The following is a 15,981-nucleotide window of genomic DNA, read 5'->3' on the forward strand; positions in this document are numbered from 1 at the left end:
CGTTGATTACTATCTTTTTCTTTTCCTACTAAATTTACTCATACAATTTTATCTACCCTTTACTCAATGGGTAATAGTTTTGCCTCTATTTCCGTACGTTTATCTTCTAGGAATGGTGGTAAGTCGAGCTCTTTTCCCAATGATTCAATAGAAGAATCTACTGTAAATCCTGGCCCGTCTGTTGCTAACTCAAATAATATCCCGTTTTTTTCTCTAAAATATAAACTCTCAAAATAGTAACGGTCTGTAATTTTCATAACCTCAAAACCAAAATCTTGAATACGCTGTTGCCACTGGCGTAGCTCTTTGCCATCTTTTACCCGGATAGCTACATGATGTACACTGCCTTTTCCTGGTTTTTCTTTCGGACCATCTTGTTCCACAATGACAATTTCACCAAAAGCCTGTCCTTTTACCGATTGATAGATAGCTTTGTTCTCTTTTTGCGAAGCAAGCTCATACCCAAAGAGGTTTTCTAATGTACTCGCTAAGCTATCAAGTGATTGTACAGTCATTTCCACAGCACCCATTCCAAGGATACGATGCTCACTTAAGACGATTGAATCGTCCCAAGGCTGCCAATATTCCGGTACTTCATCACCGTCATTATTTAAAAGGACTAAACGAAGTCCCTCACAATCTTCAAAATGAAGAGCTTCACGTCCTGCATACATGGTCAGCTCCCCATGTTGCACATCTAGTAATTCAAATCTTTTCTTCCAATATAGTAAACTGTCATAAGAAGGCACGAGTAAACCAATTCGCGTAATAGCATTTGTTCCTCTTTTCGTACTTCCTACCATGGGTATTTCAAAAAAAGATAGCTCAGTTCCAGCACTTCCTGTTAAATCTCCATAGAATAGATGGTACATTCTCGGATCATCTTGATTGACCGTTTTTTTCACTCTACGAAGCCCAAGCACTTTTTGATAAAACTGATTGTTTTGTTGGCCTTTTTTTGTAATCATGGAAATATGATGATGTCCAGCTATTTTGTTCATCTTGATTCCTCCCCTTTTTTAAAAAGTACAAGTTTAGTTCTAGTTATCTATAAACTCTGAGCAAAACCTTCAATTAACTTGATATCGTTTTGTTCAAAGTTTAATCAAATACGCTTTAGCGTATTTGCTCCCGCTTCTCTTCGTTCAGCTCCGCAGAAAACATTGCGCCCAGATTTTTATCGAGCTAGCTCGATAAATTCCTTTAAAAAATCTGTGGCATCCGCCGGAGGCTTTGGGCCAACAAGATGTTGGTCACTCAGGCGTTGCCGCAGGACGCGGCGATCTTAGCCAGAGTTCCTAAATATACAGCAGGGTTTGTGGACCAACACTGAATTGTATGTATGTTTTGCAATTATTTCACCACTTATAGAAGTGGAAGACTTCTGCTCCTACGCAAGCTTATCGCAATAAAACATTTGCTGAATGAAGTTAATATAGATCACAAAATGTACATGCTCATGCACATTTTGTGATTTGTAAAGAATTACATATAATAAAATTATTTACGTACAGTATTTAATGCATTTGTCCAAGGGATCACTTGGTCTAACATTTGGTTTACTGAATCTGCTTGTACAGCAGCTGGTTTAAAGTCTGTACCATTTTCGAAGTCTGTAAATAGTGATAGTGCTGGATGTACACGTACATGTGCTACTAGTAATTCACTTAAAATTCCACGTAAATGTTCTGTTGCACGAGCTCCACCTACAGAACCGTATGATACGATACCTGCAGCTTTGTTGTTCCACTCTTCACGTAAGTAATCTAAAGCATTTTTAAGTGCTCCAGTGATTGAGTGATTATATTCTTGAACGATGAATACGAATCCGTCTTGTTTAGAAATGATTTCTGACCATGCTGCTGCACCTGATGCGTCGCCGCCTGCTTCACCTAAAAGTGGCAATTTGTATTCTGCAATATCGATAATAGTGTAGTTTGCATCTCCACGTTTATCTGCTAATTCTTTTACCCATGCCCCTACTTGTGGACTTACGCGTCCTTCACGTGTTGAACCTAAAATAATACCTATATTTGATTTTGTCATTGTTTTTTCCTCCTCAGGTTTTGTTTGTTGTGTTCCAAATAATTTACTTAAAAATCCCATTTTTTATAATTCACCTCCTTACAAGTACTCTTTTTGGATGTTTAGTGTGCTACGTACTGTATTGATAGGTCGCACAGATGCCTCAATTTGTTCGCGTTTTCCTTCGAGGAATGGTGGTAATGATAAGATTTCCCCTACTGTTTCGTAAGGCTCATCCCCCATAAATCCTGGACCATCTGTTGCCCATTCAAAAAGGATGCCGGGTGCTACACGTGCATATAAAGATTCAAAGAAGAAGCGATCCACGTACCCGGAAGTACCAAAACCGGCAGCTTGCATATGGTCAATCCATTCATATAGTACTTTTGTATCTTCTACGCGGAAGGCTGCATGGTGTACTGTACCAAATCCTTGTCGCCCCGCTGGTAAAGTCGTGTTATGTTCCACAATTACTTGCGCTCCATTTCCCCCTTCGCCGACTTCGAATAAATGCAGTGAACCTTCTTGTGCGATTTCACGCATTAACATTACTTTTTCCAATACTTCCTTAAAATAATCAAATTGTGCGATACGAATATGAATTGGTCCTAAACCGGTAATCGCAAATTCCAATGGAACTGGACCATTTTGCCAAGGTGTTCCTGATTCAATACCTTCGTTGAATTCATCAGAAACCAACATATATTGTTGATCATCAAAGTCCACAAATGAAATAGTTTTCTTACCAAGCACTTCTTCAATACCATTATTCTTTACCTCGTACTTATCAAACGTTTCATCCAGTAATCAAGTGCTGTATCTGTCGGTACACGGAAAGCTGTTTTATAAATTTCGTTAGTTCCATGTGTTCCTTTTGGGATACCTGGAAAATCGAAGAATGTCATATCTGTACCAGCTGACCCTTTATCATCTGCAAAGAATAAGTGATACGTCTGAATATCGTCTTGATTGACTGTTTTCTTTACTAAACGCATTCCTAATACGTATGTGAAAAATTCATAATTTTTTTCTGCACTACTTGTAATCGCTGTTACGTGGTGTATCCCTTTTAAATGGTTCATTACGTTTCCTCCTTTTTTCATGAATTAATAATTCTTGAATTCAAGATAATTATTAAAATTTTTTTTTTGCATACTACTTAATTTAAGTAGTTCAATCATTTTGTTCATATCCGCTTAGAGAAAATATTTAATCCATAAGCGCTTCTCGAGAACCGTAAGACTAGCATAAGTCACGACCATCTTTTGGAAATGCTTTACGAACAACTAACTTCTTTTTTTCCAGCTTATCTATTACAGAAGTAATACTACACTTGAAATGAGAACCTTTTTTCCAATCATTTGAATCAGCTGAACGCCATCCTAATAGAGTATGTAGGATTCAATTGGAGGCACGAAAGAAAACCGAAACAGCAATCAACTTTTCTGTAGCTAATTCCAATCGTATCACTCCAGAAAATGTCTCTAATCAATATATCCTCAAATAAATAATCTTTAATTCGAACTAAATATATCATGAATCCATTTTAGCTGTCAACACTCAGTTATTAAAATAGTATTTAACCTGCAATTTATGAGGCGTTATGTTGAATCTTTTATCTTTAAATGAAAGAGCTAGTTACACTTATAGGAAAAAGACTTCCATCTATAGCGAAAGAAATAATTCCCGACTCCTCTGAAACAACTAGAACTAACGCATCACATTTTTCTGAGAGTCCTATTGCTGCACGGTGACGGGTACCAAGTTTCTTTCCACCCGACACTATGCTAGATAATGGTAGAACGTTTGCTGCGGAGTAAATTTTATCTCCTCTTATTAATGCAGCACCATCATGCAAAAGATTTCCAGGATAAAAGATGGATTCTAATAATGATTGGGTCAATGTTGCATCAATAGCCGTACCAGCTCGAATGAATGGGTCCACTTGATCCTTACGCTCAATCACAATTAATGCCCCATGTCTTTGATGAGACAAATGCTGAATGCAAGTAGATATTTCCAAGTATTTATCGGTATAAGGTGTTAAATAATTATTGAGATAAAAAGAAGCCGCCATAGTTTCTACTTCTGCAAATTTATCCTTGAGATTTTTTAGCTCCCCCAAAACACAATAACTATCATCGTTTAATGTTTTTATTCCTTTATTTATCTCAAACGATATATTTTCTAATCTTTCTGTTAACTGTTTCTTTAGTGGTGTTAAATCAAAAGCATTATGAGACATATCAATACCTCGTTTCAAAATTATAACTACAGTTCTCTGCCTTTCTTTAACTTTACCCAAATCATAGTAAAGCATACTTACTTTTTCAAGGACATAGTTATGAATTAACAGTGCTATGAAATCATTCTTTATGTTCATATAAACCTTCTTTCTTTTTAGTACTTATTTGATTAATCAATCTATTTGTTAAAAAACTATTTACTTCTACCTAAATAGGAAGCTATCAAAAAGTACTTTATCCTGCATCTTTTATAATTAATTTAATACGATTACATCATTCTTTCTGAATAAAATAAGGCCCAAATTCAGTTTCATGCGTCATGATAAAAGTCCATTTACCTTTCCAATCCATAATGTAAATGTCACCAAAATACATGTGAAGCTGGTCATATGGTAATTCTTCTATTGTAAGTGTTTTAGCATTTTCAAGAAGATACGCCTCGTCTATAAACTGATAAAAAATGGTACACTTCTGCTTCAATTGTTTTTTAAAGGCTGCTTCCGCCACTTCTTTCTCAAAACATTCAACTTTTTTCCAGCTACATAAATGCCATAGAAATCCGTCCATCCCAATTGAATTTTGTTCTTCCGTTGAAAGATGTTTTGCAAAGTACTCCCGCCATTGCTCCCGCAGATAAGGTCCCCACTTTGGTATTTCTAAAGTTTTTAACTCTTTATATCTCAATTTACTTCCCTCATTCTCAATGTATCTTTATTACTAGTAGTATACGATTATAATAAGTAACAAAAAAGAACAGACTAGTTTCAGTCTGTCCTGAATTATTTCTTTTTTAATCAAACAAACGATTCAAATTCGCCATTTCAATTGCAGATACCGCAGCATCATAGCCTTTATTTCCAGCTTTAGTGCCAGCGCGTTCAATCGCCTGTTCAATTGTTTCCGTCGTTACAATACCGAACATAACCGGAACGCCTGTTGTTAATCCAACACTCGCGATGCCTTTCGCAGTTTCATTACAAACATAATCATAGTGAGTAGTAGAACCACGAATAACTGAACCTAAACCGATAATGGCATCATATTTTTTCGTTTCTGCCATTTTTTTCGCGATAAAAGGTACTTCAAATGCACCTGGTACCCAAGCGACATCTACATTATCTTCGGCTACTCCGTGACGTTTCAAACCATCCATTGCACCATCCAATAATTTTCCATTAATAAATTCATTAAATCTACCTACAACTACCCCAATTTTTAAATCTGTTCCGATTAACGTTGCTTCAAATACTTTACCCATTCTTCATCTCTCCTAAGTTATATTATGTTTTTGTTCTAATCAAACCATCGCTTTGTTTTTTTGTTCCCGTTCATAACGATAATTCACTAATGCCTCTATTGTCACGAATTTCAAATCATGCGCCTCTGCAATAGTATGTAACTCTGGGACTCTCGCCATAGAACCATCTACACTCATAATTTCGCATATAACTCCTGCGGGTTGAACACCACAAAGTTTTGCGAAATCGACTGCTGCTTCGGTGTGACCTGGACGCTCCAGTACTCCGTTATCTTTTGCAATGAGTGGAAACACATGACCGGGACGACGGAAATCTGAACTCACCGATTCTTCATTTAACAATTCTAAAATTGTTTCGGAACGCTCAAATGCACTTATTCCAGTATCGGTCGTTTTGTAATCGATACTAACGGTAAAAGCCGTTTGATGATTATCAGTATTATGCTCTACCATCGGGTTCAAATCTAGACGATCCGCTAACTGGTGGGTTATAGGTGTGCAAATCAGGCCGCGGCCATGTGTTGCCATAAAGTTTATATTTTCTGGTGTCGCAAAATCTGCCAACACTAGAAAATCTCCTTCATTTTCGCGACTTTCATCATCTACAACGATAATGATTTTCCCTTTTTTTAAATCTTCCACTGCTTCTTCAATTGTATGGAACATATCCAAAACACCGCCTTTTTTAAAATCCATTTTGTCTTAAAAAGTCCATCGTAAGAGTTGAACTTTGATTCTTTTGCTCTAAATGATTGATCACATATTTGCCAAGTAAATCATTTTCAATATTGACTACATCCTGCTCTCTTTTTATGCCTAAAATTGTTTCACTAAATGTAAGTGGAATAAGCGAAACTGTTAGCTGCTTTGGCTTTACATCGAAAATGGTTAAGCTAATGCCATCGATTGCAACCGAACCTTTTAGCATGCAGTATTTACTCAATTCTTCACTAATACCAATATCCACATATACCGCGTTTTCTACTTTTCTTTTTCGTAAAATAACGCCCGTTCCGTCCACATGCCCCGAAACAAAGTGACCGCCAAATCGACCGTTTGCAGGCATGGCCCGCTCCAGATTAACAACATGTCCCATTTGTAAAGAACGGATGCTTGTAGACTTCACTGTTTCTGGCATGACATCTACAGTAAAAAGATTATCCGAAAAGGAGATGACCGTTAAACATACACCGTTTACCGCGATACTATCACCTAAGTGAATATCTTCAACAATCTTTTTAGATTCTAATGTTAGCTGCATACTATTCCGACCGTTTTTTATCGACTTTACTTCACCCAAGTCTTCCACAATTCCCGTGAACATTCACAACACCTCTTTTCTCTTAAGAAATTTGTACATAAATAAAACCCCATAGATTGGCTCTAAGGGGTTAGTTAGGGAAATTATGTTTTACGCATCGACAAATAAACCTTTTAGAGGTTTGTTTTACCCCATAAGGAAATAAGTTTACTCGTACATCCTTCTCCCATCCAGACTATACTGTCGGCTTTGGAGTTGCACCAAATCCTGCCTTAAAAAGGCTCACGGGCTTAGAATTACTTCATCACCGTCGATTGGGAATTTCACCCGACCCCGAAGGAATACACTTGTATGAAATTTTTTCGGTTTTATTGTAAAAATAAAACCCCATAGACATATCTCTACGGGGGTGTTTAGGAATTTTATGTTGCAAGCATCACTAAATAAACCTTTAGAAGTGTGTTCACTCCATAAGGAAATAAGCTTACTTGCACATCCTTCTCCCATCCAGACTATACTGTCGGCTTTGGAGTTGCACCAAATCCTGCCTTAAAAAGGCTCACGGGCTTAGCAGTTTCTGCATCACCGTCGATTGGGAATTTCACCCGACCCCGAAGGACTATTCATCTATAAAAGATAGTATAACACTTGGAGAATAAAAATTCATCTACAATAACTTAAAATATATTGCATAATGACAATTTTCAGAAACGTAGCTTTAGTTTTGCCATGTAAGACATGGCTTCATTTAAGTTAACGTTCTCATGATACTCCCAAGTCTTGTAGTCCATTGCACCACCTGGCTTAATATCCACAAGTGTGAGTCCAGAATCCTCTAATAATAACCTCAAGTCTTGTGGGGAGTAACAGCGTAAAGATTGTGTCACAGCTTCATCTCCATCAAACCATGTATCCAGCATTCGGCACTGCATAAAATCAAAATCATATTTTCTATGCTTGTTACCGACACGCATCTGTTGACCTGCAACACTTGCCCAATACCAAGGTGTATAAATATCTATTAATATACAACCATCTAACTTCAACCAACCGCTCATTCGTTTTAATAACTTTCGCTGATCTTGATCATTACCAATACCAAATCCATCTATATAGCAAATAACATCAAAGGTTTTTTGAAGCTCCACCTCATAGAAGTCCCCTTCAATGATTTCAAGCTCACCAATAATATTATGTTCACTTTTCAACTTTTTCATATAGTCGATTCGGGATGGCACTAACTCAACTGCACTAACAGCATATCCTTTTTTAGCAGCCGTTATTGCAAATTCCCCGCCTCCAGCGCCTAACTCTAAAATAGAACGGAAAGGTTTAGAAGCCAAAGTCTCTATTTTTGTCAATATTTCCTCATGCTCTTCGTTTGGTCCTGTTAAGCCTTCTTTATATAATTGAAATTGTTTATCGTAAAAATTCTTTACCCATTCCATACTGAACACACTCCTTATCCAACAGTTATATCATTCAATAAGGTTGTTCTATATGGATCAATTGTAAAGCAACATATATTGCCCTCCAATAACTTGTAGTTTAATACATTATGACACAGATTATTCAGAAATCTACACTAGTTAATAAAATATTCAATCCTTCTTTTAACTCTTCCAAAGTGGCGTATGCATAGGAAAGTCTTATATGGTGCAAATCATTTGGATCGTATATATAACCAGGGTTGATGAGAACACTTTGCTTTATGAGCTTCAAGAACAGCGCTTTATTAACAACTGGATCGTTGAATCGAAGCCAAATATAAAAGCCACCCTTCGATTTTTCCCACGTAGCAATCTGGTCAAAATCTTTTTCAAGAATAGTCTCTACGAACAAAGTACGCTCTTTTAATTGCTGGCGCAGGCTTGCAACATGCTTCTCATATAAACCAGTAGATAGCCAGTGGGCAACAATTTCTTGAGAGAAGGCACTCGATCCATAATCCGTTTGCATCTTAATATCCGCCAAGCGATTTATAACGGGTTCAGGGGCTACAACCCAGCCGATTCTGAGTCCAGGACTTAATGTTTTCGAAACACTTCCTATGTACATTACTTGTCCTGCTTGATCCATCGATTTCATGGCGGGTAACGATTCAGCAAACAATAATTCAGCATACACGTCGTCTTCTACAATCGGTATTTGTAATTCTGCACATATTCTCAATAATTCTTTGCGTTCCTCAATAGTTAAATTATTCCCTGTGGGATTATGCAAGGTTGGCATGCTATAAAAAAGTGACTGTCTTTTCCCTCTTGTAGCTTTTAAAGTTTCGGCTAAGTGTTCATTCCGCTCGATGGACAGCATATGCATACCTGCAGATTGAAATGGATGAACCGAATTTAAATAAGATGGATGCTCCTGAAAGACTATTGACTGCGGTTCCAGTAGACCAACAGATATCAGTTGCAACGCTTGCAGTGCTCCAGAAACGATTAAAATACTCTCCGGCGATGTATGTATTCCCCGCTTCTGCAAATAATCGCTTAAAACTACCCGTAGCTTTTTACTTCCTTTCGGTTCCGAGTAACCGATGTCTCGAGCATGTAAGGAAATAGATTGAAGGGATTGTTCTAAAAGATTAGTTGGTAATAAATCCGGGGAAAGTTCCCCCGTACCAAGCCGAATCATAGAGGAAACCTGTTCGTATTCATTAATGAGCTGGATTGTATGATAATTTGGTTTATGGATACTTGCTTCTATGTGCTTATGCCAATTTGGTTGCGATTTGTTCAGTAGAACATTCCATGAGTTATTGGATACAAAGGTGCCAGCCCCTCTTTTCGTTTCAAGCAAACCATCCGCCTTTAATTCATCTAGAACTTCGATAATTGTACTTCGGTTCACACCTAACAGCTCAGCTAATTTGCGCTGTGGTGGTAGTTTTGTACCAACTGGCCATTCTCCTTGCTCTATACGTGTCGTAAACCAATCGACTATTTGGATATGGAGTGACAAATGCGAGTGACGATCTGGTTTCCAATTCAAAGTATCTCTCCTTAAATTGGTTGGTTCATAAACCATCCAATTGGTTGTTTTCTTTTAGTTGTAACATAGTTAAAGTAGGATGAGAAGGGAGTTTTTGAAATTGGAAGCAATCATACATGGTATTTTATTAGCATTTGGACTTATTTTGCCTTTAGGGGTACAAAACGTTTTTATTTTTTCGCAAGGAGCCACACAACCAAACTTGTTAAAAGCATTGCCTGCTACAATTACAGCTGCTATTTGTGATACTTTACTAATTGTACTTGCGGTATTTGGTTTGTCCGTCATCGTCTTGCAATTTGAGGGTTTGCGACTAGCACTGATGATAGTTGGAATTGTATTTCTTTTATATATGGGGTATTCGATTTGGAAATCAAAACCTGCTAGCCTAGAAACGGGGAAAAGTTTAAAAGTAAGGAAGCAAATTGTCTTTGCGATGTCCGTTTCCCTATTAAATCCACATGCTATTTTAGACACGGTAGGCGTTATTGGGACTAGTGCACTAAAGTACGTTGGGACAGAGCAATTATTATTTACGGTAGCTTGTATCGTTGTATCTTGGTGTTGGTTTTTCGGACTGACATTTGCGGGAGCAACAATGAAAAAGCTCGATGGAACTGGTAAGCTGATGACTATTTTCAATAAATGTTCCGCTGTTTTTATATGGTGTACTGCAGTTTATCTTCTTGTAGGTTTGCGTTAATTTGTGAATTGCTCTATTCTACAGTTGATATAATCCCTATATAGATTATCTTGCGGTTTTCAAGTGTGATTTTGCGATTCAGGGTCTCTATCTTGCGATTCTCAAATTAGATTTTGCGATTTGGAGAAGCTATCTTGCGGTTCGGATCACTATCTTGCGAATTCGCCTAAGATGCTGCGAGTAACAGATAATATATTGCGCATAACTCAAAAGACGTTCCAAAACTAACTTCATCTTTTGGGACGTCTTTCTATTAAAATGGAAACTATCACCGTTCTTTCCAAAGCACAGGTTTCTAAATTCATAACCTGGTTTGTGTCCCAGATTCCAAGAGCCACTTTTATTCATAATTGTATCTGTAAGCAAGTCTTTGAATTTACCATCCGTATCTTTAGTCTTTTTCGAGACTTTATCACTAACCCCTTTTCTAAAACAGCTGCTTAGTAGCAGTAGTCCCTACTTTCAAGTTATTAAATAATCATCCATTTTTTCTTTCTTATATGCTAATGGTGTCATATGCATCGACTTTCGGAATTTATCGATGAAATAGCTTGTACTATTGAACCCTACTTGATAGGCAACTTCTGTCACATTGGATTCTGCTTGTTGCAGTAGTATTAAACTTTTTTGAATTCGATATTCCATTACATAACTCAAAGGGGTTGTCTTTAATATTCGTTTGAAATATCGACAGCATTCAGAACGACTTAATTGACCAGCTCTTGCGATATCATCTAACATGGTTTTCTCCGCATAATGTAAGTGTATCCAGTTCAACATTTTTTTCATTCGTTGACTCTTTAACATTTCCGCCTGATCGTATTCCAATATAAATCCATTCATGATTAAGCTTTGCCACATGAACGTTAACTGTCCAGTAATTTCAATTTCATAGTATGATAACTTTTGTTGAATACACTCGTTAATTTTTATACAAGCATTTAAAATATTTCTTCCCCATAACTCTTTTGCATCTATATATAAGTAAGGTATATTAGTAGCTTGAATATAGGGATATACATATGTAGCCCAGAGTTCTTGTGGTAAAAGAAAATGAGGATTTACATTTAAGCAAATATAAATACATCCCGATTGGTTCTTTTCCTCTACCATATGTAGACAACCACTATTTATAAATAATCCATCGCCTTCTCGGACTAGCAGCTTTTCTTCATTTATTTGAAAGATTGCTTCCCCTTTTACTATCAAAACAAATTGAATTTCATCATGCCAATGAAGTGGTATATGCCCTTGAATATTTTGAGCAATAGTTGTTTCATAACATGCAATCGGTAACACAACTGTATGATGATTTGTAAGTTCTTTTAAGCTTTCATCTACTTTGAAATTTTTGATTTGCATCGTATCACCTCAATATATTTATATTTTTTTATTCAATTTAAGTATTATGAAGACAGCTTTTCATATACAATCATACTATTATTATATTTAAGAAGGTGATTAAATATTGAATAAACCTACTAGAAAAATTGGATTAATTCTTGTGATCACGGGTGCTATGTTTTGGGGAGTTGGTGGAACTGTTGCACAAAAGCTCTTTCAACAATTCGCTATTGATGTAAATTGGCTCGTAACGACACGATTATTAATAGCTGGTTGTTTACTTTTATTCGTTCAATTTTTTGCAAAAGATCGTTCTCAAATATTAGGTGTCTGGAAAGATAGAAGTACAGCTGTTAAACTCATTATTTTCGGTTTACTCGGTATGCTTGCTGTTCAATATACTTATATGGCATCCATAAAGCATGGGAATGCTGCTGTAGCAACACTATTACAATATTTAGCCCCAGTCATGATTATTATTTACTTAATTTTACGAAGACAAGCTGTTTTAACCAGACAAGATTTGATAACTGTTTCGCTTGCATTAGTTGGTTGTTTTTTTCTATTAACTAATGGCTCTCCCTCCCAACTGTCAGTGCCAGCTCCAGCAATCGTTTGGGGTATTTTATCTGGGCTAGCTTTAGCATTCTATACTTTATATGCCGTTCCTTTACTAAAACAATATGATTCCCTTGTCATCGTTGGCTGGGCAATGATTATAGGTGGTGTTGCATTAAGTTTTGTCCATCCGCCCTGGCAATTTGACTTTACTACTTTAACGACAGAAGCATATTTCTACTTAGTATTCGTCATAATTTTCGGCACAATGATTGCCTTTTGGTTTTATATAGAAAGTTTACAAAGTCTCTCCCCTAAAGAAACTAGCCTTTTAGGTAGCTTAGAGCCACTAGCTGCTGTTTTAACAACGGTCATTTGGTTAAAAGAACCTTTTGGAATATTCCAATGGGTGGGCACAGCCTGCATCATTGGGATGATCTTATTATTAGCAATGAACAGAAAATCGTACTAGTGACCGAGACAAAGCCACTATCATAGACGTAAAAAAAAGACGCAAAAGAGACACCCATAAATGAGTGTCTCCAATTTACGCCTTAGCATTAACCTAATTCCGAAGAATTAAAGTTTTGTAATGTTAACTGCTTGTGGTCCACGTTGACCATCTTCAACTTCAAATTCCACTTTTTGACCTTCGTCAAGTGATTTGAAACCTTCGCCTTGGATAGCTGAGAAGTGAGCGAATACGTCGCTTCCGCCTTCCATTTCGATAAAACCGAAACCTTTTTCTGCGTTAAACCATTTTACTGTACCTTGTTTCATTTAAGAAAACCTCCAAAAAATATAGTGAATAATATAAATTCTTCAACAGATATAAAAAAAGTTCACATATTAAAAAAGCACCTCACAAACTCGATTACTTTTTATAATATGCGAACTTATAATTTTTCTAGTAAAGTAATTTGATTATTAACCTTATTATATATCAGTTCCATACGTTTGTCCAGCAATATTTTGCTCTCTCCCTTATTAATTATCCCAAAAGTTCTATATCTAGATGTTCATCATAAAATAAATAGATTCTAACTTTTAGAAATTAAATATAAAGGGGATAGAAAGATGTTTGCTGTTCATTTTTATGAAAATAAAACCAAAATATTAAATCAAGCGTTAAGAAGTATTCCATCTGTCGATGAGGATATAAAAATTAAAGGCAGAAAAGGAAAAGTTATTAGCGTTCTGCAGATTGAAGAAAACGTATTTCATGTATATATAGAATTTGAAAAAATAGTGGATAAAAGTAAAACTGCCACAAAAGATCTTGGGAAGAAGAAAAGAAGATAATTCTTATCCAAAATAGATAGTTTAGACATGTACAAAAGACATACCAACACCCATAGTAATAACACTTACTCTAAATACAACGTAAACGAAGAATTCTCTGAGGAATTTGGTACGAACACAATAAACGTATACAAAAGGTGAGAGCTCTGTGAACTCTCACCTTTTTATATTTTAGCAATAACTTATTAAATGCTCTTTATATTGGGACAGTTTTTTTATATACACTCACTTTAAGTATCGTCTTCATTCTTCATCTTCTATTTCCTTCGCTACCTTCGTTATTCGCTCTAACATCGTCGGATGAGCATATCGAAACCATTTCACGAGTAGTGGTGGATTCACTTCATTTAATCCGGCCTTTGTAAGTTCCTGGAAAGTGTTCACAGCTGCCTCCGAGTCTGACACTAACTCTATTGCATACTGATCTGCCCTAGTTTCTTGGTATCTAGAAATATAATTGGAAAGTGGACTCGAAACGAATAATAAAAAAGAAGTAATAAGTAAAAACAATGGCAGCGAGTGAATCGCGTTTAGACGTTCGATTTTTAATACACGTCCAAAACGAGCGATGGTCCAAGGCATTATTTTCGATGTTAACCAAAGCCCTGCAAGCATCGTTAAAAGAAAACCACCGATCCCAAAATAGATATGTTTCTCCACATAATGTCCCATTTCATGTGCCATAATGAACAGAATTTCATTTTCGGATAAACGGCTTAACGTCGTATCCCATAATACAATCCTTGCATTACTCCCAATCCCCGTCACATAAGCATTTAGCGCATTTGTCTTTTCCGCCATATTCACTTCATACACATGCTCTGTCGGGATATTTGCTTGCTCAGCAAGCTCGAGAATTTCCTTCTCTAATTCTTTATTCGTGAGTGGATAGAAATCATTATACAATGGGTCAATTACTACTGGTTGGATAAACATTAAAAATATAGAAAAAGGAATCATTAATAACCAAGCAGTTAGCCACCATCTTTTCATGCTTCTATTAATGAGCCAGTAAAGAACAGATACTACGATTAGAGTCTGACCGAAGGTAACCCAAAATTCGATGAGATTATCTCGCATCCATGAATGGAAAGCCTGTGTACTAATCCCGTAGTATTTACTTAAATTGTATCTGTAATAATCTAGAGGAAATGATACCGTAAACAGAAGCAAGGATAGTAAAAATAAATAAACTGCATTTTGTACGATTGCCCATTTGTTTTTTAAAGGAAGCCATTTTTCGAACAATTGAGAAAGGCCAGTAATTAGAATAAAGAAATAGATAAGCCATTCAAACGGAGTAACGATAAAAAAGAGGAAATTCCTTATTTTTGAATACTCCCCACTTAGGTACAATTCACGCTCCGTCATAAAAGTTTGCGGATCCGCAACTGTCCCCTTTAATATTGCTGGTATACTCCCACTTCCACTATGGAAGATATAAACATACATAGCTAAAACATATACCCCAAATAACAATAGAGCGGTAATTCCCCATTTTTTCGCCAAATCCTCTACCCCTTCCATTACACCTACTACATTTAGTGTAATCAGAAAAGAAAAAGATAGAACCATTTTTTATATGTAAGTGCTTGAAATTAGGAATCAGCTTCTTGAAAAAATTCATTGTTCCTTCCGCTAACCTGTTGGGTGATAAATATACCGTTTCATTTTAATCCCGTTTTACTTCGCTATCATAATGATTCTTGGCGATTGATAATAATATCGAATGTATCATCCGCAAACGGTATTTATCATCTATTCTAGTTTTGTTAATAATTCTAGATTAATAATAGTAGGAATTAATTAGCATTTAAGAAATTTTAGCTGAATATTATACGTTCAGGACATCTGAGAAATAACTTGTGAATGCAAGCAACTCCAATAAAATAGTATGTATGCATATGTGAATTGCCCTCAGTAATGCAGCTGGCAAAAATACTATTCAAAATAGAAGCTAATTTCCTAAACATGCAGCAATAGAAAAAGTCGTTACCGATTAACTCGATAACGACTTCTTATCAGTGCCCAGCGACGTCCTACTCTCACAGGGGGAATCCCCCAACTACCATCGGCGCAAAAGAGCTTAACTTCCGTGTTCGGTATGGGAACGGGTGTGACCTCTTTGCCATCATCACTAGACAATGAGTGCTTGTTCACTCAAAACTGGATAAAAGACATTTTCAACAGATAAATACATTTTGGTTAAGTCCTCGATCGATTAGTATTCGTCAGCTGCACGTGTCGCCACGCTTCCACCCCGAACCTATCTACCTCATCGTCTTTGAGG

Annotated in this window: 14 protein-coding genes, 2 rRNA genes, 3 pseudogenes and 2 riboswitches; of the genes and pseudogenes, 3 read left to right on the forward strand and 16 right to left on the reverse strand. The window is 36.5% G+C overall.

Going from position 1 to position 15,981, the window contains the following annotated elements:
• Positions 1-59 precede the first annotated feature (59 nt).
• The 11 genes and pseudogenes from BMZ04_RS10595 to BMZ04_RS10640 all read right to left on the reverse strand — a co-directional run bounded on the left by BMZ04_RS10595 (position 60) and on the right by BMZ04_RS10640 (position 9,784).
• Positions 60-1,001, reverse strand: a complete 942-nt coding sequence (locus BMZ04_RS10595) for a ring-cleaving dioxygenase (RefSeq protein WP_093269502.1) — start codon at positions 999-1,001, stop codon at positions 60-62.
• 499 nt (positions 1,002-1,500) lie between these two features.
• Positions 1,501-2,106, reverse strand: coding sequence for an NADPH-dependent FMN reductase (locus BMZ04_RS10600; RefSeq protein ID WP_093269507.1), 606 nt, complete (start codon positions 2,104-2,106; stop codon positions 1,501-1,503).
• An 18-nt stretch (positions 2,107-2,124) separates the two neighbouring features.
• Positions 2,125-3,107 (reverse strand): annotated as a pseudogene (locus BMZ04_RS10605) (ring-cleaving dioxygenase).
• A 153-nt stretch (positions 3,108-3,260) separates the two neighbouring features.
• Positions 3,261-3,404, reverse strand: a pseudogene (locus BMZ04_RS23160) (MarR family transcriptional regulator); the annotation flags it as partial.
• A 242-nt stretch (positions 3,405-3,646) separates the two neighbouring features.
• Positions 3,647-4,270 (reverse strand): sporulation-specific diadenylate cyclase CdaS, encoded by a 624-nt coding sequence (gene cdaS, locus BMZ04_RS10610; protein WP_093269636.1) that lies wholly within the window; start codon positions 4,268-4,270, stop codon positions 3,647-3,649.
• Positions 4,271-4,544: 274 nt separating this feature from the next.
• On the reverse strand, positions 4,545-4,955 hold the full coding sequence (locus tag BMZ04_RS10615; protein WP_093269511.1) for a DUF4275 family protein: 411 nt from the start codon (positions 4,953-4,955) through the stop codon (positions 4,545-4,547).
• Between the two features lie 106 nt (positions 4,956-5,061).
• A complete protein-coding gene (ribE, locus tag BMZ04_RS10620) occupies positions 5,062-5,529 on the reverse strand; it encodes a 6,7-dimethyl-8-ribityllumazine synthase (RefSeq protein WP_093269514.1) in 468 nt (155 codons plus the stop codon).
• A gap of 72 nt (positions 5,530-5,601) precedes the next feature.
• Positions 5,602-6,195, reverse strand: a pseudogene (ribB, locus tag BMZ04_RS10625) (3,4-dihydroxy-2-butanone-4-phosphate synthase); the annotation flags it as partial.
• A gap of 19 nt (positions 6,196-6,214) precedes the next feature.
• The gene (gene ribE, locus BMZ04_RS10630) at positions 6,215-6,853 is read right to left on the reverse strand and encodes a riboflavin synthase (RefSeq protein WP_093269517.1); all 639 of its coding nucleotides are present in this window, start codon (positions 6,851-6,853) and stop codon (positions 6,215-6,217) included.
• A 151-nt stretch (positions 6,854-7,004) separates the two neighbouring features.
• A riboswitch (FMN riboswitch) is annotated at positions 7,005-7,135 on the reverse strand.
• 146 nt (positions 7,136-7,281) lie between these two features.
• Positions 7,282-7,413, reverse strand: a riboswitch (FMN riboswitch).
• 81 nt (positions 7,414-7,494) lie between these two features.
• Entirely contained in the window at positions 7,495-8,238 is a 744-nt protein-coding gene (locus BMZ04_RS10635; protein WP_093269522.1) for a class I SAM-dependent methyltransferase, read from the reverse strand.
• 124 nt (positions 8,239-8,362) lie between these two features.
• Complete coding sequence (locus BMZ04_RS10640; RefSeq protein WP_093269527.1) at positions 8,363-9,784, reverse strand: aminotransferase-like domain-containing protein; 1,422 nt, start codon at positions 9,782-9,784, stop codon at positions 8,363-8,365.
• Positions 9,785-9,884: 100 nt separating this feature from the next.
• Here BMZ04_RS10640 and BMZ04_RS10645 point away from each other — a divergent pair, with 100 nt between their 5' ends.
• On the forward strand, positions 9,885-10,487 hold the full coding sequence (locus BMZ04_RS10645) for a LysE/ArgO family amino acid transporter (RefSeq protein WP_093269533.1): 603 nt from the start codon (positions 9,885-9,887) through the stop codon (positions 10,485-10,487).
• A 462-nt stretch (positions 10,488-10,949) separates the two neighbouring features.
• On the opposite strand, the gene BMZ04_RS10650 is transcribed toward BMZ04_RS10645, so the two are convergent.
• Positions 10,950-11,849, reverse strand: a complete 900-nt coding sequence (locus tag BMZ04_RS10650) for an AraC family transcriptional regulator (RefSeq protein ID WP_093269537.1) — start codon at positions 11,847-11,849, stop codon at positions 10,950-10,952.
• Between the two features lie 106 nt (positions 11,850-11,955).
• On the opposite strand from BMZ04_RS10650, the gene BMZ04_RS10655 reads away from it, so the two are divergent.
• Positions 11,956-12,861: a DMT family transporter gene (locus BMZ04_RS10655; protein WP_093269542.1), complete on the forward strand. Its 906-nt coding sequence runs from the start codon at positions 11,956-11,958 to the stop codon at positions 12,859-12,861.
• Positions 12,862-12,968: 107 nt separating this feature from the next.
• Here BMZ04_RS10655 and BMZ04_RS10660 read toward each other — a convergent pair whose 3' ends face one another.
• Entirely contained in the window at positions 12,969-13,169 is a 201-nt protein-coding gene (locus tag BMZ04_RS10660; RefSeq protein ID WP_093269546.1) for a cold-shock protein, read from the reverse strand.
• A 297-nt stretch (positions 13,170-13,466) separates the two neighbouring features.
• Between BMZ04_RS10660 and BMZ04_RS10665 the strand changes: the two genes are divergently transcribed.
• Positions 13,467-13,691: a hypothetical protein gene (locus BMZ04_RS10665; RefSeq protein ID WP_093269550.1), complete on the forward strand. Its 225-nt coding sequence runs from the start codon at positions 13,467-13,469 to the stop codon at positions 13,689-13,691.
• A 243-nt stretch (positions 13,692-13,934) separates the two neighbouring features.
• Here BMZ04_RS10665 and BMZ04_RS10670 read toward each other — a convergent pair whose 3' ends face one another.
• From BMZ04_RS10670 to BMZ04_RS10680, 3 genes are all read right to left on the reverse strand, one after another.
• A complete protein-coding gene (locus BMZ04_RS10670; RefSeq protein ID WP_093269639.1) occupies positions 13,935-15,200 on the reverse strand; it encodes a M48 family metallopeptidase in 1,266 nt (421 codons plus the stop codon).
• A gap of 517 nt (positions 15,201-15,717) precedes the next feature.
• A 5S ribosomal RNA gene (gene rrf, locus BMZ04_RS10675) occupies positions 15,718-15,833 on the reverse strand.
• Between the two features lie 59 nt (positions 15,834-15,892).
• A 23S ribosomal RNA gene (locus tag BMZ04_RS10680) occupies positions 15,893-15,981 on the reverse strand; the annotation flags it as partial.

Origin of the sequence: Psychrobacillus sp. OK032, from assembly GCF_900111345.1 — a bacterium.
Lineage (GTDB): Bacteria > Bacillota > Bacilli > Bacillales_A > Planococcaceae > Psychrobacillus.